We start from the raw sequence: 19,351 nt of genomic DNA, 5'->3' as shown, positions 1-19,351 counted from the left end.
ATACATCGAGATACAAGGTATAGCAAAATCATCAAGTTACGAGATATAGGAGGGATGCCTGCGGAAAGGCGGAAGAACCCGGAGCATACCGCCTTGCTGGCGCTGTCGTTGCTGCTGCCTCCCATCCTCCGCGGACTGGAGAAGGACGGGCAGCAGAGGCGTATTTGCAGAAATCGCCCACGGGGAGAAGGCGCAAGGATTACCATCTGACAAAAAGGTGTGGAGCGCCTGCGGACGGAGGAGACAGCGTGACAGACCGTTGTTGGGGGCGGTACGCCTGTGAGCGGGAGGTGGACATCTGTGCAAAGATACTTTGTCATTTTGGTAGATAACCCGCAAAAGACCAATGAATGTTTGGGATTCATCCCCCATTCCGTGCTGGAACTGGGCCCGGAGGGCCGGGAGGTGACTGTCCAAAGCGTGGAATACAAAGGACCTCTACCTACATCGGCTCAAGAAAGCGGCGCGGGAGTTATCCCGCGCCGCTTTCCTTATTGACTCAGGCAGTTCAGAATATTTGCCGCAAACCCGTCCAGTCTCTCATCAATTCCCGGCAGCTTCATAGCCGTGCCCGCATCGTTGGCCGTTTCCAGCAGGCAAAAATCCGGCGGCAGGTAAAAGCCCTTGTTCATACAGAGCGAGGACACCAACTGCCGTGCCAAAAGGTCCCCGCCGGAGTACCCGGACACCACGATGCCGAAAATCGCCTTGTGGGCGAAGGAGGTAGTACGGTACAGCGCCGTCAGCCGATTCACGGCGGCGGTGAGATTAGCAGAGAGGGCGTCGTTATAGTTGGGACAAAGGAGAATCACTGCGTCCGCTTCCCGGAGGTTGGGATAGACCTCCTTGACAATTACGCCGCCATAAAAGCACTCTCCGCGCTCCCCAAAGTGAAGACAGGCGGAATAAAAGCAGCCCCGGCAGTCCGTCACCGTGCCGTTGCGCAGGCCAATTTCGGTGACGGTGCAGGTATCCCCCAGCCGCTCCCGCACCCCGCTCCACAGAGCCAGCGTGTTGGATGTGCTGTGGCTGGAGGCATGAAGTGCCAAAAGCTTTGGCTTCTCTGATTTCGGAGGAGAGAAGCCCAGAATCCGCTCCGCCAAATCCCGGATAGCCAGACGGTAGGCCGCTTCCAAATTGCAGCCCGCATTTTTGGCCTGTACAGTAAAGTTTGAGAGGGACCCCACCGCTTCCACCAGCGGGCGGCCCGGAAAAGCGCAGCCTGCGCCGTTTGCCGCCAGCGTCAGCTCCCGGGCGGCGGCTTTGGTATAGAGGTCCCCCGTGCCGTCCACCACGATACCTCCCACGCATCCCGCAAGAACCCCTGGGTGGGTCCGCAGAAAAGCCAGCAGGTCGTAGTACCCGTGGTTCACGCCGCTTTCGTCCAGCGGCACGGCGAAGAGGAGCCGGTGGGTTTCCGGCGGGCCCGCAAGGGATGTTACGATTTGACAGGGGATGTCCCGCAGTCCCTCCCGCAGGGCCGAAGCGTATCGGTGGGAGGTGGTTTGACCGGGGCAGATCAATGTCAGCGCGCTCATAAAATCGCCTTCAGCGTAGTTTCCGTCTCCTTCAGGCGGGCGAACAGCGCGTCCGGCAGCTCCATGGATTCCGTTTCCAGCCCTTTTGGAGTGAGCCGGTTGCGCACGCCGAACCACACGCCCCCAAGGCACACGGACCCGCAGTGCCACTGGCCCCGCAAGGTCAGCAAAAGCTGCATGGCCCCGGAGGACACGGCGGGAGCAACAAAGGGCTTGAAGCCCAAATCCCGGATACGGAGATTGGCGGTTTTCACCAGTTCCGTTAACTCCCGGGAGATTTCGTCATCATACTTTTTCAGGGAGTTTGCAATTACAAGTCCCTCCCCGTGGGGTCCAAAGCTGCGCCCGTCGGAGAGGAAGGAGAGAAAACGCAGGTCGCTCTGGGCCAGCGCGGCGGCCCGGGCGTTCATCACGCCAAGTCCATAGCCCTGCACCTGCTCTGCCAAAAGTCCCATTCCGTCCCACTGTCCGTCGGGACTCGTGTTGGACGCTAGATACGCTGCCTTGCACAGAGGGTCCACAGGGTCGGATAGAACGGCGAACAGCCCGTCGAACCGGGCCTCCCGCGCTTGCCGGGCAAAGGATTCCACCAAGGGGCGGTTGGCGGCAAACTGGGCCATCCGCACGTCCTGCACCTGACTGCCCACCGGCGGAATTGCTTTTGCCGCTGCGAACAAAAACACGTCGCAGTCAAACAAATGCCCGGGCTGCACGGCCTCCACCTTGGGCAGGGCCTCGTAGTCCCACGGCCAGGAAATCTGGCTCATCTCCGAAACCCAACGAGCCACGGTGTTTTCATTCAAATCACAGATGCCGATGGTGCCGATGCAGTCACCGCCCAAAAGCTTCAGCGCCGTAAGCAGCGTGCCGCCCACGTCGCCCACCGCCAGCAGATGCACCCGGCGGCGGTTGCGCTGGCGTTTTTCGGTCCGGTCTGCCGCCTTCTCCCAGCGGGGATGGCGGAAGTTGACGGCCTGAAGTTCTCCGGCCTTCAGCCGTCGGACGATACCTTTCGGAAGGTCTGGGACGGGCGCGTCGATACGGCGGCTGTCCAGCCACTCCACGCCGTCGGCTTTGGCGGTGAGCTGGCGAGGGTCCGTGACAAGAAAACCGGTCCGGCGGTTCTCCGGCGAGCGGTTGATAAGAAACGTCACGTCCTCCCCCTCACGGGGCTCGCCGCAGGCGAGGAGGGCAAGACTTTCCAAAGCAGCATATTTTTTGCCCTGATAGGTATAGTAGTAAACCATTCGTTATCCATCCTCCCCATAGGTAAGCTGGGTCACGGGCGTGTCGTCCGCCCAGAGATACAGCTTGCCGTCTTCGGAATAAAAGGTCTGGTTGTTTTCATCGCAGTCCACCCAATAGGTCACACGCCAGATGGCGCCGTCCGTTTCCCGCTGCCGATAGAGCAGGGAAGCGGCAGGCAGCGGGATTTCGGAGACATACCGCCCCACGCTAAGATGCACAGTCAAGTCCCGCACAGGCGCATCTGGGTATCGCTCCCGCGCCGATTCCAGATCCTCGGAATCAGAGTAAATTGTCTGCCCTGCCTGACTGCCCACCGGCAGCATGGGGCCGAACGCGCAGGGAACATCTCTGTCGAAAAAGCCGCCCAGCTTTGTGACGCGGAAGGTTCTGGAGGAGTTATAGAATTCCACGGTGTCGGGAATGACCACCGTAATTTCCTCCGTCTCTCCGTCCCAGTCAAAGCCGGAGGAAAACACGCGGTTGTTTACAAAGTTCGGAAGATATTGAAGACCCTCCGCGTGCTGTGCGTTCTTAAGCCGGTAATTTAAGCTGTTATCCCGGAAGTTAAAAAAGCCCCAGATTCCGATAGCGGCCATCACCGTCATCCAAAGAGCCGCCGCCGTCTGCTTCCTCGTCATTGCCGGGGCCCCCTCTCCATCTCCTCCATCCGCAGCAGCAGCCGCAGATCGGTTTCAAGGCACTGGGAGGCGGAGAGGTTCATGTCGTAGTGCAGGCACCGGCCCTTGTCCGGGGCAAGAGGCAGAATCACGGCTTCGTTGAGCCGGGAAAGGGTCAGATTCCGGGCATAGGTGCGGCGGTATTCGCCCTCCAGCGTCAGCAGGATATCCCGCGCGTTTTCAAGGCAGGTGCGGGAAAAGTTAAACACTGCCGCCTGTGCGCAGCCCCGGTAAAACCGGGGATAGACATAGGGGAGGATCATGTTGATGGACGGAGTGAGCTGGGGCTGGTCTTCGCCGCTTTGGGCCACGGTGTCGCCGCCGATGAAGGGGTACATGGTGGACTCCACAAACCACGAGCGCATGTTGGGCACGAAATACACACAGTCGATGTTCCGCCCCTTGGAGAGAATTAAATCCCGGCCCCGGCCCGACAAGAGTCCTACTAGCACCCGGTCGATCTCCAGATTTTCCGCCCGAAACAAGGGGTCTAGCGCGTTGATGCGGTTGCCGGTGTGAAGCAGGTCATCCACCAGAATCACCGGGCGGTGAAACGCCTTGACGGTGCGGATCTGGCTCTCCAGCGGCGCGTATCGGGGGAAAGGGGCGATGGTGAAGGAGCTTAAATCCTGCGCGAACACCTTGTCGGTGTGGATGGTTTTGGTGACGGTGTTGGGAATGGCGTTGCCCCGGAGAATTTTTCCGAAGGGGACACACATGCTTTCACCCAGCACTCGGGGGTGGGTGGGCGCCGAGGGAACGCCGTTCAGTTCCACAATGCGGCCTACCAGCCGGTGGTAGATGACCTCCGCGTTCAGAGACAGCACCAGCACGCCGGGATACAGATTGCAGATGGCCCGCTGGAAATTCTCGTGGGCCTTCCGCACGGCGGAAAGCACCTGCGGATTGGAGGCAAACGGCTCTTTCAGGGTGGTGGGAATGTTTTGAATCAGCACAGAGGGGGAGCGCATGTCCGTTAGCAGCAGCGGCCCCGCGTCGCTCTGGGGCGCCAAGACAAAGCCCTGCCGCTGCAAAAGGTCCAGCGTCACGGGGTCAATTTTCCCCGAGGCGGGCCGCCACACGGCGTATCCGCAGTCGGACACCATGGCCCGGCTCAGCGCTTCGGTCAGCAGCAACTGGCCCACGTCGTAGGCCGCGCCGCAGGACTTTGCGATATACAGCCCCGTCAAAAGGGCGATGCGTCCGGCCGTCCGTTTACGCACGTAGTCGGCAAGGCCCGCGTTCCCCAGCGCGTCGTACAATGTGGCGGTGTTCACCGTGCGCAATGTCAAAAAGCCCAGCACGCGGGGCCGTGGCCCCTGCAAGCGGAGAATCATGAGGGAGTCGCCCTGCTCGGGATGGGTGAACAGGTGCGTTTCGTCGCCCACGGCGGCGTACAGCTCCTCAAGCAGGTCCCGGTCGGGCCGTTCCGCGAAGGAGAAGTCCAAATCGCTGGCCCGCAGAACGTGCTTATACTGCGGCTCCCGGAGATACAAACTGTTGCGGTAGATATAATCCTGCACCGTGGGGTCCACCAGATTGGAGATGTCCCGGCCAAGGTCGATGTTTTCCCGGATACGGGTGGAACTGATGTCCTCCAGTTGGGTGGGCAGCTCCAATTGGAGCACCTTGCCCTGAATGCAGCTCAAATCCGGATCGATTTCAATTCCCTCCGCATCGCTGGAGCGGCGGAAAACAATGTGGTTAAGGTGCTGTACGGACCCTTCCACGGGGGCCGCCCGGTAGGACGAGGCATTGGCCACCACGTCGGACCCCACGGCCAAATACAGCTCCCGCCCGGAAAAAACCTCCCGCAGGCGGTTCAGGCTCTGGGGATCTGCCAAATTGACGGGAATGTCGTGGGGGAAGAGATACACGCCGAACTGATCTGCCACGGACATGGACACAATCTGCCGCCGGACCAGAGAGGGCTGCGCCTTTTTTGACCAAGAGAACTCGTCGATGGCAAGGTAGACCTCGAAGCCCAAATCCCGGATGGCCTGCACAATTCCCTTGTGGGACAGGGAGAAGGGATCAAAGGTGCCGGGAAAAAACGCCGCCGCGGGTGGGGGAGAAAAGCGGAAGGGGCCGTCGTCCAGCTCGTGGGCCAGAATGAAGCGGTAAATGTGGGAGAGGGTGGCGGCGGCGTAAAAAAACGTCAGCTCCCGCTCCTGAATTTCGTCCATCAAGAAAAGAATTTTTTTGGACATCAGGACAAACAGGGATTCCTTGTCCTCATAGTCCAAAGCGTCGGAGGCAAACAAACCGTCTCCCAGAATATGAAGGGTGGTCTGGCGGACAGATTCCCGGCAGGAGGCAAGCCCCCGCAGCAATAAACCCGCCAGCCGGTCCCGCCGGGCGGAGACGGCGTATTCGTCCTCGTTGAAGCGCTGCTGATATACCGCGTAGTATTCCAGCATGGAGCCGACGGTTCGCAGCGCCGCCGATACCACTCCCGCCAAGGGCGTGGAGAGCAGAAATTCCATTTGGCCCACCAGCTCGTCCAGCTCTCCCGGCGGCCGCCAGAGAGAAAAACGACCCAGATATTCGGGGATGTATTTCGAGCTGTCTGCATCCCCGGTTTCCAGAGATTTGGAAAGCTCCACGGCAATTTCATTTCGCCTCGCAGGCGTCAGCACCGGAGCAAGACTTAAAAGGGAGGCGCCCGCCGCCTGTCGGACCACCATGTTTTCGCTGACCTTCATCAGGTTTGAAAAGTGAGTGGCGATGTGGAGCACGTTTTGGTGGTTGCCCAGTTCCACCTGCTCCAGCAGATATTCCACGCCCACGGCCTTCAAAATCCATGGGGTGGCGGTTTTAAGGTTATCCAGAAATACGCCGCTGACGGCGCTCTGCCGACTTAAAAAGCCGTCCTGCTCCGCCGTGTCCAGCCCCAGACGGCGGCCTAGCTGGCTCTGCAAAAACAGAAGGGGGGTGCTTACGCCGCAATCCGTCTCCGCCACGGCGGCACGGATGCGCGTCCGCGCTTCCGCACCCTCCGGCAGGGCCTCCAGCAGGTGGCGCAAAAGGCGCATGGCGGCGGCCTTTTGCTTTTCTGCGCCGTTTTCCAGCCAGTACAGGGCAAAGTTGGCAAAAGTCCGCAGCTCGTCTCCTCCGCACTGGGACAGAGGAAAGCTTACCACCGTGTCCATCAGGGCGAAGGCAGCCCCCTTCTCCACGGCGCGGGGGTCGGCGTAGTGGCGGAACAGCTCGGCGGCAAAGATGCACCGGTCGGCCCCGGAGGCGTGGGACAGAAGGGAATCCACCGTCAGCTTGGCGGCGTAGCGGATTTTGCTGATCTGGGCGGGGGTCAGCCGGTGGTCTGGGTAAATCAGGCGGGAGAGGTATTCCTTCCAAAGGACAAAGGGACGCCGGTCCGACGGGTCCGGCTCCGCCCCGCCGGGCCGCTCTTTTTTATAGCCGGAGTTGAAGCCCGCCAGCACCCGGCCCAGAAGTGCCGCCGCGCGGCGGCGGACGCTGCCGTCGGGAATCAGCAGTAGGTCGTAAAGAAATTCTAGAGTTTGCTCCTTCTGGGAATGGGACCAATAGGTGAAATATTCCTCGAAAATTCCAAGATACGCGCCCAGCCTTGCGGCGCTCTGCTCGCTGCGGGCGGATTCCAGGATGTTGGCAAACAGCCGCTCGTGACCCAGTCGGTGCATCAGGCGCAGATTGTGGTCCACCGCCGTCAGCCGCAGAGCGGCGGCCACCTGATCCGGGCGCATCAGCGCCGGGTCGGGCTTGGGCGGCGGCGGGGCGTCGTTTCCCGCAAGGTCCACGTCCGCGCCAAAGGAGCGGACATAATTCTCAAAATCCAAAAGCTTTGCATAGACGTGGCGATAGCGCTGCTCCTTGGCGTAGCTCACGTTGTCCAGCTTCTCCAGAATTACGTCAAAGGCTTCCTGAATGGAATAGATGCGGGCAATCTCCTGCCCGCTTTCATCGCGGGACTGCTTCACCCGAAAGTCGGCGTACACCAGCGCTAAGGACTCCGAGGACAGGTTTTCAAGCTCCAAATCCCACACGGAATGGTTGGCGGCGATCAGTCCGATGGTTTCCATTCCCCGTTGGGAAAACCACTGGTCGGTATAGTGATAGTGGAGATAGGGCACTCGCTCCCCGGCCTTGCAGCCAAATTTTCCGATGTCGTGGCCCGCAGCGGCGGCGGAGAGCAGCGGCAGGTCCACAGACCCGCCTGCCGCATGGTAGGGCCGCATGATACTCATGGCAACATGGTGAACCCCGGCAATGTGCTCCAGCGTGCGGAAAGGCGTCACTTCTCGGCCAAGGCGCATGGCTTCGTATACATACTCTCCCCGGAAGCGCACTAAAAACTGGCGGTATTCCTCCGCCGTGCCACTGTGAGAAAGCTCCTCCTCCGTGCAAAAGGCAAAGTCAAACTGGGGGTCAAAAGGAAGGTATTCCCGCTCCGCGTCCAAAAGGACCTGCAAAATGTTGAGATAGCATAAAGCCCCGTCGCGCTGCTTGGCGGTGTGCTCCATGTCCGGTGAATCATACAGCAAAGACACCGCCACGCGGTAGGCATAGTCCATCCAGCCCTCTTTTGGGGGAATCGTCAGCCGGTTCAGCAGGGGGAGAGCCAGCGCCAGCACATCCTCGCAGGTCAGCCGCTTTTCAAGGGCACCCAGAGGGGCAAGCGCCTCGTCCCACTCCCGGGGCAAAATCAGCGCGGCGGCGTCCCCCCCGCTCATGGCCAGCTTGCGCAAAAAGGTCTGCGATGAAAAAGCACGAACTAATTTCTCCGTCAGCGGGTTGACACGATCCATAAACTTCCTCCGATCCGCCCGTCCGGGTCCGCAAGCGCGTCCGGCGGCGCGGGCGGAAATTCCGCCCATATTGGTGTGATGCTGCCAAGGCGTAAGACGCCCACGCGGCATATTGTTAAAATCGCGTATGATTGCAGCGTTCTGATTATTATACAGCGATTTTGCCCCACACAAAAGGCGGCGGAGGCTTTTTCTTCACCTTTGGCGGAATTGCCGAATTTTTTCTCGGGTTTTAGGGAAAACGGCAAAAATATCCTGCTTCTGTCCTTTCTCATTGGGAAAATCTTTTAAAGAAAAGCGTGCATTCTGCGTGGAACCGGAGAAAAAGACAAACGCAAAGGCCCCGGGGAATTTACTTCCCCGGGGCCTTTGGCTACATCGCCCGCAAGCGATAAATTAGATATTTAAAAATTTGACCACGAAAATTTTTGACCACGGTCAAGAGGTAAAGTGCTCGTGGTTAAAAATGTGATCCTCACAGAAGCAGTGGTAGCCCGCGCAGCGGGAGCAGTACCGGAACTGGAGGTTTGGGTACTCCGCGTCCGTCCGTCCGCAGACAGAACACTTGTGTTGATAGCCCTGCTCTCTGGCCTTTTTTTCCTGCTTCTTGGCGGCGGACTTGAACTGGACGGTGCGGTGAGAGTTGGCGTGGGCGGCGTAACCCCGCTGGCGGGAAATCGCGCCGGTAATTTCCGTCCAGAAGAAGACGAAGAAGTTCAGCATTGCCACCAGCGGCAGCAGTGCGCCCAGCAGGTTCAATTGGAAGGCCGAGGAGACAACGCTCACGGCAAACAGTGCAGCATCCAGCCACGCCAGCCATTTCACCTTCACGGGAATGATGAAAAACAGAAGAATCTGAAGGTCCGGATACAGCACGGCAAAGGCAAAGAACATGGAGAGGTTAATATAGGAAGCGCCGTAAATAATGCCGGTGCCGCCGGTGAAATAGACGATAAAGCCCGTCAGAACAGACAGCACCATCCCCGAAAGATAGTACAGAGTGAATTTTGGGGTGCCCCATTCCCGTTCCAAAAGATTCCCGATCCAATAGTAAAAATAAAGAGACAGAATCAGGAAGAAAACGTTGCCGGCGTTGACAGGCAAGAAAATAAAGGTCACCAGCCGCCAGATTTCCCCACGAAGCACATAGTGAGGGGCAAAGGCGAGGAAGGAAACGGCGGCGCTGCTGCTGAACTGGAGCAGCAAAAACGCAATCACATTGCCCGCCACAACATATTTCATCAGATTGGGAATACCGAACCGGGGGTGGTTATAGGCGAACCGATCCACCGCGCTGTTGAGTTTTTTCAATGCAGGACCCTCCAAGCATACAGGTAAAATACAAGAGACATTATAACCGGGTTGTACGGAAAAGTCATGTATAATTTTTAAATTTCTTATATAGAAAGGAAATAATTGGACGCAGCCTTGCAACTTATGCCAAACCTGCGCCGATTGCCTTCGGTGCGCAGGGATTCATAGGTAGCCATGATTAGGCAATAAATGGACGCTTTGATGCAGAGTATAAAAAGGACAGGCAGAGCCTATGCTCTGCCCGTCCTTTTTGCATGAAATAATATCCGGCCTGATTTGCGCCGCCTTTCCGCTGGGCATATTGCTGTGTAGGAGCGGAGTTTTGCAAAGCAGGCAGGATTTCGCACTGGGACATAGAAAAATCCATATGCGGAAAGAGCGCTTATTTTTGCTCCAGCTTGTAGCCGAGAAGGTCGGCTAGCTGCTGCACATCGTCCACATCTTTGCGCTGCAAGTTTTTGCCCAGTTCCCAGGGAAGCACGGTGTAGAACCAACTGTTGATCCGATTGACATAGCAGAACCAGGACCACAGTAAATCGCGGAGATCTTCTTTGGTTTCAATGGTAGCATAGGATTCCACAATTCTGTCGTGGAAATAAGCAAATTTGGGCATGTTCAGCCAAGGGGCCGGGCAATTGGGTTCCAGCACGTCACCCAAAAGATGGGCGATCGGCCCGTTGAGATAGATAAAGAGTTGCTTACAAATATCCAGAGAAAACTTTTCATCGCCCAGCACGCAGTACATAGTGGGTTCGATGGTCCACCAGCCCATTGCCTGCGTGTCGGCGTTAAGAAAAAACAGATTTCCGAGATATTGGTTGTTAGTGCCGGCGCCGCTCGGGAAGATCCCGAGCTTGCTCATGGTGACTTCGGCAGGCTCATGAAACCAAACCTTTTCCACCTCGTTATGGATTTCTCGCTTCAGGTCTTTCCAATTTACTGCCATGATACTTCCTCCCCTCTGCTGAAAATAACCGTAGCAAGCTCGTGATAGAGGTAAGTATGATTCCAGCAATCCATGCCGCCACGGTGGAATGCTTCGAGATATTGCGGCTCGACCCTTGCCATAATTGGACCCATGTTGGGCAGAGGCTCGGAGCAGGGGCCATAAGTCATGGCGAAATACCAGCCGGACCATGCGATATCACCGTTGGAGCAGTCGCAGAGGGCGGGAACATCCGTGCCCCCCAAGGGATTGGACTGGTCGCCGACATATTTGGGAACATGATATGGAGGAATCGGACGGCACTGAACATAGTCGCCAGTGGACAGGGTGTTGTGGGCTTCGCACTCCATTGGCGCTGCAATTTTTTCCCAAAACTCATTCGCAAGGGCTGGATACTTGTCTTCGATGACCGCTGCGTAGACGGTAATATTGGCTTTGGGAAACTCAATTTTGATTTTGCGCAAGTTACACGCCTCCTACTAAAACAGACTTAGGCATCTTAGCCGGGCGTTGTACACCCGCCGGACCATCCTGCCCATTGGAAATATTATAGCAGGCGGATTTGCCCATTGTAATGTTAAACCTTGCGTGGGGAAGCGCTTTTATGTAAAAAACCCCTGTATTTTATATGAAAAAGCATATAAAATAAGTTGAATTTCAACCTTGATTCCTATATAATATTGTCGCGGCTTTTATGCCAGCTTGATATGGCGGATAGCTGAGAAATTTGGGGGATACATACATGTCTCTGGATGACCTCGATCTCAACATATTGGCATTGTTGCAGAAAAACGCAAAGGCGAAGCTGAGTGCGATTGCTAAGGAAGTGCATCTGAGCGTAACCGCCGTGAACAGAAGAATTGAACGGATGGAAGATACAGGCGTGATTCGGGGATACCAGACCCTGATTGATCCGGAAAAAGTGGGAATCGGTGTTCACGGATTTCTCATTGGCGGGGTATACCATATAATGCTGGATCGGTTCTATACTTACATTTCCTCCGTGCCGGAGGTTACCCGGTGCGAAACCATTATCAGTGGAGGAAAAGAAGTGCTGCTTGAATTTTATTGCAGGGATGTAGATGCACTTATGGCTTTTTATAACAGTGATATCAGAAAATATCTGGACTCTATGACCGTGTATCTTGTAAAAGGGGTTCCTGGGAAAGACAGCCCGGTTTCATTTAACTGATTTTTAAATTTCCAATTTCAGGCCATGCTTTTATAAAAATAACAATTTTTTTGAATTGTGGCTTGACAATTGGGAAAAGATTTTATATGATAATTTCACAATTGAATCCCTTATCAAGAGTGGCGGAGGGAACGGCCCGATGAAACCACGGCAACCTGTCTTTGACAAGGTGCCAAATCCGGCGGAATCCGACAGATGAGGAGCAAAAGAACTTTTGCACACTTTCTTTGTTGGAAGGTGTGCGTTTTTGCGCTTCGGCGGCGCCGCCCAACGGCGGCTGGAACAACAGAAAGGACGAATTTATCATGGCAAGACACTATCTCTTCACCTCCGAATCCGTGACCGAGGGGCATCCGGATAAAATCTGCGACCAGATTTCCGACGCGGTGCTGGACGCGATCATGGAGCAGGACCCTCAGGGCCGCGTGGCCTGCGAAACCACGGCCTGCACGGGTCTTATTCACGTAATGGGCGAGATCACCACCTCCTGCTACGTGGACATTCCCAAAATTGCCCGGGAGGTGGTCCGGGAGATCGGTTACGACCGGGGCAAGTACGGGTTCGACTGCGACACCTGCGCCGTCATCACCTCAATCGACGAGCAGTCTGCCGACATCGCCCTTGGTGTGGACAAGTCCTTGGAGAGCAAGGCGTCCGGCGACGGGGAGCTTTCCAACGGCGCGGGAGATCAGGGCATGATGTTTGGCTATGCCTGCGACGAGACGCCGGAGCTGATGCCCCTGCCTTTGTCTCTGGCTCAGAAGCTTGCCCTGCGGCTGACGGAGGTGCGCAAGAGCGGAAAGCTCTCTTATCTCCGGCCCGACGGCAAAAGTCAGGTCACGGTGGAATACGACGAAAACAACCGCCCCGTGCGGGTGGACACCGTGGTCATCTCCACCCAGCACGACCCGGACACGTCCCTTGACACTATCCGCGCAGACATGCTTGAACATGTCATCAAGGCTGTGATTCCCGCCGATATGCTGGACGGCGACACCAAATATTACGTCAATCCCACCGGTCGTTTTGTCAAGGGCGGTCCCGCGGCCGACACGGGGCTGACGGGCCGGAAAATCATTGTGGATACCTATGGCGGCAGCGCGCCCCACGGCGGCGGCTGCTTCTCTGGAAAGGACCCCACCAAGGTGGACCGCTCCGCGGCTTACGCTGCCCGGTATGTGGCGAAGAACATCGTGGCGGCGGGCCTTGCCCGGCGCTGCCAGGTGGAGTTGGCCTACGCCATCGGCGTGGCCCAGCCTGTGAGCATTCTGGTGGATACCTTTGGCACCGGAACTGTGGGGGACGATGTGCTGGAGCGTGCTGTTCGCAAGGTGTTTGACCTGCGGCCCACCGCCATCATCCGGGATTTGGACCTGCGCAGGCCCATTTACCGCAAGCTTGCGGCATACGGACACATGGGCCGCACGGACCTTGGCGTGAAGTGGGAAGACACAGACCGTGTGGACGCACTGAAGGCCGCTGTGAAATAAGAAGCTAAAAAACAGGTACGCCGGGGAAATTTTCCCCGGCGTACTGTTTATGCGAAAAACCCAAAGAAGAAACCCGGCGAAGATGGGGAGCCGGTGAAAAAACCGAAGACTTTTTATGGCACGGTGCGCTTGTCCCAGCGGGGGAAGTGTGATAAGATGGCCGTGTTGTCATCGGCGCAGAGAACCGTAAAATCCGTGCCAAGCGGGAAGCGCGGTCGCCGGGGATAGAATTAACTTTTAAGAGAAACGGGGACGCATGATGTTGAAAGCGGCAATTTTTGATTTGGACGGTACGCTGCTGAACACGCTGGACGATTTGACGGACGCCGCCAACCATGTCTGCGCACAAAACGGCTGGCCGACCTTTACAAGCGGCGAAATCCGCCATATGGTGGGCAACGGAATTCCCAAGCTGGCGGAGCGCTTTACCCCGGAGAGAGCGCGCACGCCGGAGGGAATGGCGGAGTCCGTCCGCCGATTTATGGAGTATTACGACGCCCATAAAATGGATAAAACCGCGCCCTACCCCGGTATGTTGGAGGCGCTGGCGGCTTTTCGGAAGGCGGGGATAAAGCTGGCTGTTTTCTCCAATAAGGCGGACGATTTCTGTCCCGCGCTGGTGCGGCATTACTTCGGAGATGTGTTTGACGCGGTGCGCGGCAAGCGGGAGGGGATTCCCGCAAAGCCGGACCCTGCCGGGGTGTTCGCCCTGCTTTCGGCGCTGGGCGTTTCGGAGGCGGAGACCATTTACGTGGGCGACAGCGACGTGGATGTTTTGACGGGGCACAATGCGGGACTTCGTGTGTGCGGCGTGACATGGGGATTTCGGGACCGGGAGGAGCTGATGTGCGCCGGGGCGGAGCTGCTGGCGGACGATGCGAAGGGGTTGACGGCCCTGCTGCTGAACTGAGGTCGGCGGCATACCCGGCGCGGTTGACCGGCGGGAGAAAATGGGCTATACTATAACATTGCGAACTGCGGATAAAGGAGTGATGTGGGAACATGCCTGCAATCTCTGTGATTGTGCCTGTGTATCAGGCGGAGAAGTATATTGAAGCGTGTGTGGAAAGCGTCAGAAATCAGACGTTTTCCGACTGGGAGCTGCTGCTGGTGGACGACGGCTGCACCGATGGCTCCCCGGCGCTGTGCGACCGGTGTGCCGCCGGAGACGGGCGCATTCACGTGCTTCATAAGGAAAAGAACGGCGGGGTGAGCGCCGCCCGGAATTTAGCGCTGGCGGAGACCAAGGGCGATTACATCGCCTTTTTGGACGCGGACGACCGCTATGAGCCTTCGTGCCTTGAAACATTGTGGAATCTGCGGCTGGGGGCGGACGCGGACAGCGCCGCCTGCGCGCATCTCAACTGTTTGCCCGATGGGACCGAGACGCCCGAGCGGGTACTCCCTGCCGGGGAGTACGACGGGGAGGGCATCCGGCAGGGCGTGGTGGCCCCCTTGCTGGGGGATCGGCTGGCCCAGCCCGTGTTCAACGGCTTTATCTGGCGGTTTTTGTTCTCACGGGAGATTCTCAGAAGCAAGGGCATCACCTTTGAGGGCGCGTATCTGGAGGATGAGTTGTTTTTAATGGAGTATTTCTGCCACGCCAAGCGGCTTGCCGTGACGGAACAGCCCCTTTATCGCTATTATCTTAACCCCGCTTCCGCCACCCACAAGTACATGCCGGACTTTTTGCGGGTCTTCGGCCGCTTTATGGAGCGGAAGGAAGAGCTGGTAGGACGGAACGATCTGGAAACCCTCCGCCCCCAGTGGAGGGAAAACTCCAACTGGGCAGGTCTGTTGATTGCCATTGGCAACGAGTATGCCAGAGGAAATCCCCGGTCCGCCCGGGAGAAGCAACGGGCAGTGGAAGCGCTGTGCGCCCGGCCAGAGATGTCCCGAGCCATTGGGGCGCTGACGCCGGAGGGCGTGTCGGCAAATAAGCGGCTGGTGGTCCGGCTGGTAAAGGGGCGGCACTTCTTCACGCTGACCCAGCTTTACCGCCTGAAAAACCGCAGATAGAAACGGAGAGGTTGCATTCATGTTATCCATTCGGGAGAGTTTTCTCTTTTCTCTCTGGGCCGCGCTGTGCGGGGCCTATGAGCAAAGCGCCCTCCACCGCTTGATGGCGGCGCTGGGCCGGGGCTGCGAGCGTCTGATGGATGGGTCGCGTATTTGTGGCTTCTTCTTCCGGGAGGGGGCCGTGGCCCGGTCGTGGGGCAACAGCCGGACCTGCCGCGTCCTGAGTGCCCTTGTTAATTTGCCGGGCGCACTGCTCCACCGGCTGTACCGGGCGTTTCAAGCCCAATTTGACGGGAGTTTTTTTGCGCGTCTTGCTTTTTCCATGGGGGATGAAACCGCCGTGGGAGAGTTTTGGGTCATTCTGGCGCTGTGGATTATTCCCTTCGAGCGGTGGAATAACGCCTATAATTTTCTGGGCTTTGCGCTGTTGCTGGCGCTGTTCTACGTAGGCTCCATGCGGCGGCACAGCGATTTCCGGCTGGATGTAAAATCCGTGGGCCCCTATGCCGCCGGAATGTTTCTGGCGGCGGCGCTGGGGGTGGTTTTCTCCGCGTATCCCGGACTTTCTGCCCGGTTTTTGATGTACCACGCCACCTGTTTGCTTTGCGTGCTGGTGACAGTGAGCGCCGTGCGGAGTACGGGGGACCTCAAGCGCCTTGCCGCCGGCGGGAGCGGGGTAGTGCTGATTTCGTCACTGTACGCGGTGTATCAGCGGATTCAGGGCGTGGAGATCAACAAGTCCTTTGTGGATCTGGAGGCCAACGCGGGGATGCCCGGACGGGTAGAGTCCTTTTTCGACAATCCCAATACCTTTGCGCAGGTGTTGATTTTGCTGCTGCCGCTGGTGCTGGGGCTGGCGCTGTGCGCCAAACGTCCTGTTTTCCGGCTGGCTTCCTTCGGCATTTTTGCCGTGGGCGGGGCGGCGCTGGGCATGACCTATTCCCGGGCAAGCTGGGTGGGCATTGCCGTCGCCATGGCGGCGGCGGTGTTCCTGTGGAAGCCGAAGCTGCTGCCTCTGTTTGCCGCCGGATGCATTCTGGCTGTTCCGCTGCTGCCCAGCAGCATTTTAAACCGTATACTGACCATTACCAACACGGAGGATAGCTCCACCTCTGGGCGGATTCCCCTCTACGAGGCGGCGCTTGCCACCATCAAGACCTCCCCCGTCACCGGGGCGGGACTTGGAACCGCCGCCGTGCAGCAGTTTATCAAGGACAACAACCTTTACCACGCAAAAGCCCCCTTTGTCCATGCCCACAACATCTATTTGCAGGTTTGGATCGAGGCGGGGCTGCTGGGTGTGGTTTCCTTTGTAGGGGCCATGATGCTGAGTATTAAAAACGCGGCCCGGGCTGTGCGCCATTGCGGCGATTCCGCCGCCCGCACGCTGACCTGCGCTGCCGCGTCCGCTCTGTGCGGCATTATGGTCTGCGGCCTTGCGGACTATCCGTGGAACTATCCCAGAGTGATGAGCGTATTCTGGTTCGTGTTTGCTCTATGTGTCGCGGGAACAAAGCTGTGCGGACGGGAAGAGGGGAAGGAGGCGCGCTGGTGAGTGAATTGTTGACCTATCTGATTGTCTGCCCACTGGTGTTTCTGGCGGGATTTGTGGACGCCATTGCCGGGGGCGGGGGACTGATTTCCCTGCCCGCGTATCTGCTGACCGGACTGCCGGTACACAACGCCATCGCCACCAACAAGACATCTTCCGCCATGGGGACCGCCATCGCCACGTTTCGCTATGCCCGCAGCGGCTATATCCCGTGGCGGGAGGCATCCGCCGGGGTGGCGTTTGCGTTGATCGGCTCCACCATTGGGGCGAAGCTGGCGCTGCTTTTGAACGACGGAGTATTTCGTATTGTCATGCTGGTGATTCTGCCCCTTACCGCTGTGTATGTCCTGCGGGGAAAAGCATTGAAGGGGACGGAGGAGCGGGAGGAATTTCCTCTGCGCAAAACGATTGCCATTGTGATTGCGGCGGCGCTGGTCATCGGCGTATACGACGGATTTTACGGCCCTGGCACGGGCACGTTTTTGATTCTGATTCTCACCGGAGGGGCCCACATGGACCTGCGCAAGGCCAACGGCGTGACCAAGGCCATCAATTTGGCCACCAACGTGGCGGCGCTGGCGGTGTACCTGCTTGGCGGAAAGGTGCTGCTGACGCTGGGGCTGACGGCGGGGCTGTTTAGCATCGCCGGGAATTACGCAGGGGCGCGGTTTTTCTCCAGTAAGGGCGCAAAGTCGGTAAAACCGGTGATTCTGGCGGTGCTGACCATTTTCTTTGTCCGCGAGCTTTGGAAGCTGTTAACCTGACGGGCGGGCTGCCGCGCGTGAAAGGATTGCCGCCGCAGGCGGAGAAGGGGCTTTATGAACGTTTACGAAGGAATTGAAGACCTCATCGGACACACGCCGCTGGTGCGGCTCCACAGAATTGAACAGGAATACGGGCTGGACGTTGTTCTGCTGGCAAAGCTGGAGAGCTTCAACCCCGCAGGCAGCGCCAAGGACCGGGTGGCCGCGCGCATCATCTCGGAGGCGGAGCGGGACGGGCGGCTCCCGTCTGGAGGCACCATTATCGAGCCTACTTCCGGAAACACGGGCATCGGCCTTGCCGCTGTGGGTGGGGCCCGGGGCTATCGCGTGATTCTCACCATGCCCGAAACCATGAGCAAGGAGCGCCAAAGCCTGATTCGGGCCTACGGCGCGGAGATTGTCCTCACACCGGGAAGCGAGGGCATGGCAGGCGCGGTAAAAAAAGCCGAAGAGCTGCAAAAGGCCACGCCGGGGAGTATCTTAGGCGGTCAGTTTGACAATCCCGCCAACCCGGCGGCCCATTATAGCACCACCGGCCCCGAGATCTGGGCGGATACCGACGGGCAGGTGGATATCTTTGTGGCGGGCGCGGGCACCGGCGGGACTGTCAGCGGGGTTGGGAAGTATCTCAAGGAGAAAAAGCCCAACGTGCGGATCGTTGCCGTGGAGCCGTCGGCTTCGCCGCTGCTGAGCCTTGGAATCGCGGGACCTCATGGACTTCAGGGCATCGGCGCGAATTTCGTGCCGAAAAATCTGGACCGGGCGGTGCTGGACGAAATCGTCTCTATCTCCGACGAGGATGCCTACGCCTTGGGACGCATGCTGGCGAGGCGGGAGGGCCTGCTGTCGGGCATTACCTCCGGCGCGGCGATCTGGGCCGCGATTCAACTGGCGAAGCGGCCGGAGAATCGGGGGAAAACCGTTGTGGCCTTGCTGCCGGACACTGGAGAGCGATATCTCTCCACGCCCATGTTTTGAAACAGTCATAAAATTTTCGTACATACTTGCTTAGGAGAAATCAAATTTCCGTTGCATCGCGCCTGCTGGTGCGAGTTCTGCGAAACGCTTGACGCCTGAGTTGCTTGACCTTTTTATGCGGTCCTGTTCCAAACGGAGCGGGACTGCATTTTTTGTGCTTCCTAAAGCTTCCAGTTTTTCCATTTTTTCAAACTTGTAACTTTTTGTAACCTCCTGTATGCTTTTTATGGGAAATTCACATAAATACGGAAGCACCGGCCCTGCGCATACCGTGCCGTCGGGGTGGGAGCGGAAAGGACGACGGAAAGTGAGACGCGTAATGACAGCGGCAATGCTGGCCGCGGCGCTGGCGGCGGGAGCCGCCGTTCCGGCCGCCGGATCGAACCGGACGGTGCGGGTGCAGGTGGACGGCGAGATATTGGATTCGGTGAATTACATAAGGGACGGCGTGACCTACGTTCCCCTGAGGACACTGCTGGACGCGTTTGGCGGCTGGGAGCTTTCCTGGGATGGGACCCGGAAAGAGGCCGTGGCGGAGAGCGAAACCGGGCATCTGACGGCAGATCCCGCTCTTGACGCCGTCACGGTGAACGGATATACATACGAGGGAATTGTGACAGTGGAAAACGGGCGGACCTATGTTCCTCTGCGGCTCATCGCAACGGCCTGCGGAGGGGCTGCCGTGTGGGACGGGATCTTCGGCGGCGCGGCGGTGACGTCCCCACGTGCCGTCTATGACGCGGAAGAGCTGTACTGGCTGTCCCGCATCATCAGCGCCGAGAGCGGAGGGGAGTCGCTGGAGGGAAGGATTGCCGTGGGAAACGTGGTGCTGAACCGGGTGGCTTC

At 58.1% G+C, this 19,351-nt stretch carries 17 protein-coding genes and 1 riboswitch; of the genes, 9 read left to right on the top strand and 8 right to left on the bottom strand.

Annotated elements, in window-relative coordinates; genetic code table 11:
- Positions 1-54 precede the first annotated feature (54 nt).
- The gene (locus RTU96_RS07535; protein WP_312635934.1) at positions 55-210 is read left to right on the top strand and encodes a hypothetical protein; all 156 of its coding nucleotides are present in this window, start codon (positions 55-57) and stop codon (positions 208-210) included.
- A 281-nt stretch (positions 211-491) separates the two neighbouring features.
- On the opposite strand, the gene RTU96_RS07530 is transcribed toward RTU96_RS07535, so the two are convergent.
- From RTU96_RS07530 to RTU96_RS07500, 7 genes are all read right to left on the bottom strand, one after another.
- On the bottom strand, positions 492-1,538 hold the full coding sequence (locus RTU96_RS07530; protein WP_312635933.1) for an NAD(P)H-dependent oxidoreductase: 1,047 nt from the start codon (positions 1,536-1,538) through the stop codon (positions 492-494).
- Positions 1,535-2,785 (bottom strand): lactate dehydrogenase, encoded by a 1,251-nt coding sequence (locus RTU96_RS07525; protein WP_312635932.1) that lies wholly within the window; start codon positions 2,783-2,785, stop codon positions 1,535-1,537. Before RTU96_RS07525 ends, RTU96_RS07530 begins: the two co-directional genes overlap by 4 nt.
- A gap of 3 nt (positions 2,786-2,788) precedes the next feature.
- Positions 2,789-3,424: a hypothetical protein gene (locus RTU96_RS07520; RefSeq protein ID WP_312635931.1), complete on the bottom strand. Its 636-nt coding sequence runs from the start codon at positions 3,422-3,424 to the stop codon at positions 2,789-2,791.
- On the bottom strand, positions 3,421-8,250 hold the full coding sequence (locus RTU96_RS07515; RefSeq protein WP_312635929.1) for a cytidyltransferase-related domain protein: 4,830 nt from the start codon (positions 8,248-8,250) through the stop codon (positions 3,421-3,423). The genes RTU96_RS07520 and RTU96_RS07515 overlap by 4 nt, the downstream gene beginning before the upstream one ends.
- A 438-nt stretch (positions 8,251-8,688) precedes the next feature.
- Positions 8,689-9,561, bottom strand: coding sequence for a rhomboid family intramembrane serine protease (locus tag RTU96_RS07510; RefSeq protein ID WP_312635928.1), 873 nt, complete (start codon positions 9,559-9,561; stop codon positions 8,689-8,691).
- A gap of 385 nt (positions 9,562-9,946) precedes the next feature.
- The gene (locus tag RTU96_RS07505; RefSeq protein ID WP_312635927.1) at positions 9,947-10,510 is read right to left on the bottom strand and encodes a hypothetical protein; all 564 of its coding nucleotides are present in this window, start codon (positions 10,508-10,510) and stop codon (positions 9,947-9,949) included.
- A complete protein-coding gene (locus RTU96_RS07500; protein ID WP_312635926.1) occupies positions 10,501-10,974 on the bottom strand; it encodes a hypothetical protein in 474 nt (157 codons plus the stop codon). Before RTU96_RS07500 ends, RTU96_RS07505 begins: the two co-directional genes overlap by 10 nt.
- 278 nt (positions 10,975-11,252) lie before the next feature.
- Here RTU96_RS07500 and RTU96_RS07495 point away from each other — a divergent pair, with 278 nt between their 5' ends.
- The 7 genes from RTU96_RS07495 to cysK all read left to right on the top strand — a co-directional run bounded on the left by RTU96_RS07495 (position 11,253) and on the right by cysK (position 18,505).
- The gene (locus RTU96_RS07495) at positions 11,253-11,702 is read left to right on the top strand and encodes an Lrp/AsnC family transcriptional regulator (RefSeq protein WP_312635925.1); all 450 of its coding nucleotides are present in this window, start codon (positions 11,253-11,255) and stop codon (positions 11,700-11,702) included.
- 107 nt (positions 11,703-11,809) lie between these two features.
- Positions 11,810-11,904, top strand: a riboswitch (SAM riboswitch).
- A gap of 103 nt (positions 11,905-12,007) precedes the next feature.
- Positions 12,008-13,192 carry a methionine adenosyltransferase gene (metK, locus tag RTU96_RS07490; RefSeq protein WP_312635924.1) on the top strand — a complete coding sequence of 395 codons (1,185 nt, stop codon included), beginning with the start codon at positions 12,008-12,010 and terminating at the stop codon, positions 13,190-13,192.
- A 259-nt stretch (positions 13,193-13,451) separates the two neighbouring features.
- A complete protein-coding gene (locus tag RTU96_RS07485; protein ID WP_397356649.1) occupies positions 13,452-14,102 on the top strand; it encodes an HAD family hydrolase in 651 nt (216 codons plus the stop codon).
- A 92-nt stretch (positions 14,103-14,194) separates the two neighbouring features.
- On the top strand, positions 14,195-15,211 hold the full coding sequence (locus RTU96_RS07480; protein WP_312635922.1) for a glycosyltransferase: 1,017 nt from the start codon (positions 14,195-14,197) through the stop codon (positions 15,209-15,211).
- 19 nt (positions 15,212-15,230) lie between these two features.
- Positions 15,231-16,766: an O-antigen ligase family protein gene (locus tag RTU96_RS07475; RefSeq protein WP_312635920.1), complete on the top strand. Its 1,536-nt coding sequence runs from the start codon at positions 15,231-15,233 to the stop codon at positions 16,764-16,766.
- A 5-nt stretch (positions 16,767-16,771) separates the two neighbouring features.
- Positions 16,772-17,527 carry a sulfite exporter TauE/SafE family protein gene (locus tag RTU96_RS07470; RefSeq protein WP_397356647.1) on the top strand — a complete coding sequence of 252 codons (756 nt, stop codon included), beginning with the start codon at positions 16,772-16,774 and terminating at the stop codon, positions 17,525-17,527.
- A gap of 54 nt (positions 17,528-17,581) precedes the next feature.
- On the top strand, positions 17,582-18,505 hold the full coding sequence (cysK, locus tag RTU96_RS07465) for a cysteine synthase A (RefSeq protein ID WP_312635919.1): 924 nt from the start codon (positions 17,582-17,584) through the stop codon (positions 18,503-18,505).
- A 30-nt stretch (positions 18,506-18,535) separates the two neighbouring features.
- Here cysK and RTU96_RS07460 read toward each other — a convergent pair whose 3' ends face one another.
- Positions 18,536-18,688 carry a hypothetical protein gene (locus RTU96_RS07460; RefSeq protein WP_312635918.1) on the bottom strand — a complete coding sequence of 51 codons (153 nt, stop codon included), beginning with the start codon at positions 18,686-18,688 and terminating at the stop codon, positions 18,536-18,538.
- Between the two features lie 136 nt (positions 18,689-18,824).
- On the opposite strand from RTU96_RS07460, the gene RTU96_RS07455 reads away from it, so the two are divergent.
- Positions 18,825-19,351: stalk domain-containing protein (locus RTU96_RS07455; RefSeq protein WP_312635917.1), on the top strand; the 527-nt coding region annotated here is incomplete at its 3' end.

The organism is Oscillibacter sp., from assembly GCF_032018205.1.
In the GTDB taxonomy this organism is placed as follows: Bacteria; Bacillota; Clostridia; order Oscillospirales; family Oscillospiraceae; genus Oscillibacter.
The sequence above is the reverse complement of the archived record's forward strand: the minus strand, read 5'-3'. Positions and strand labels throughout refer to the sequence as shown.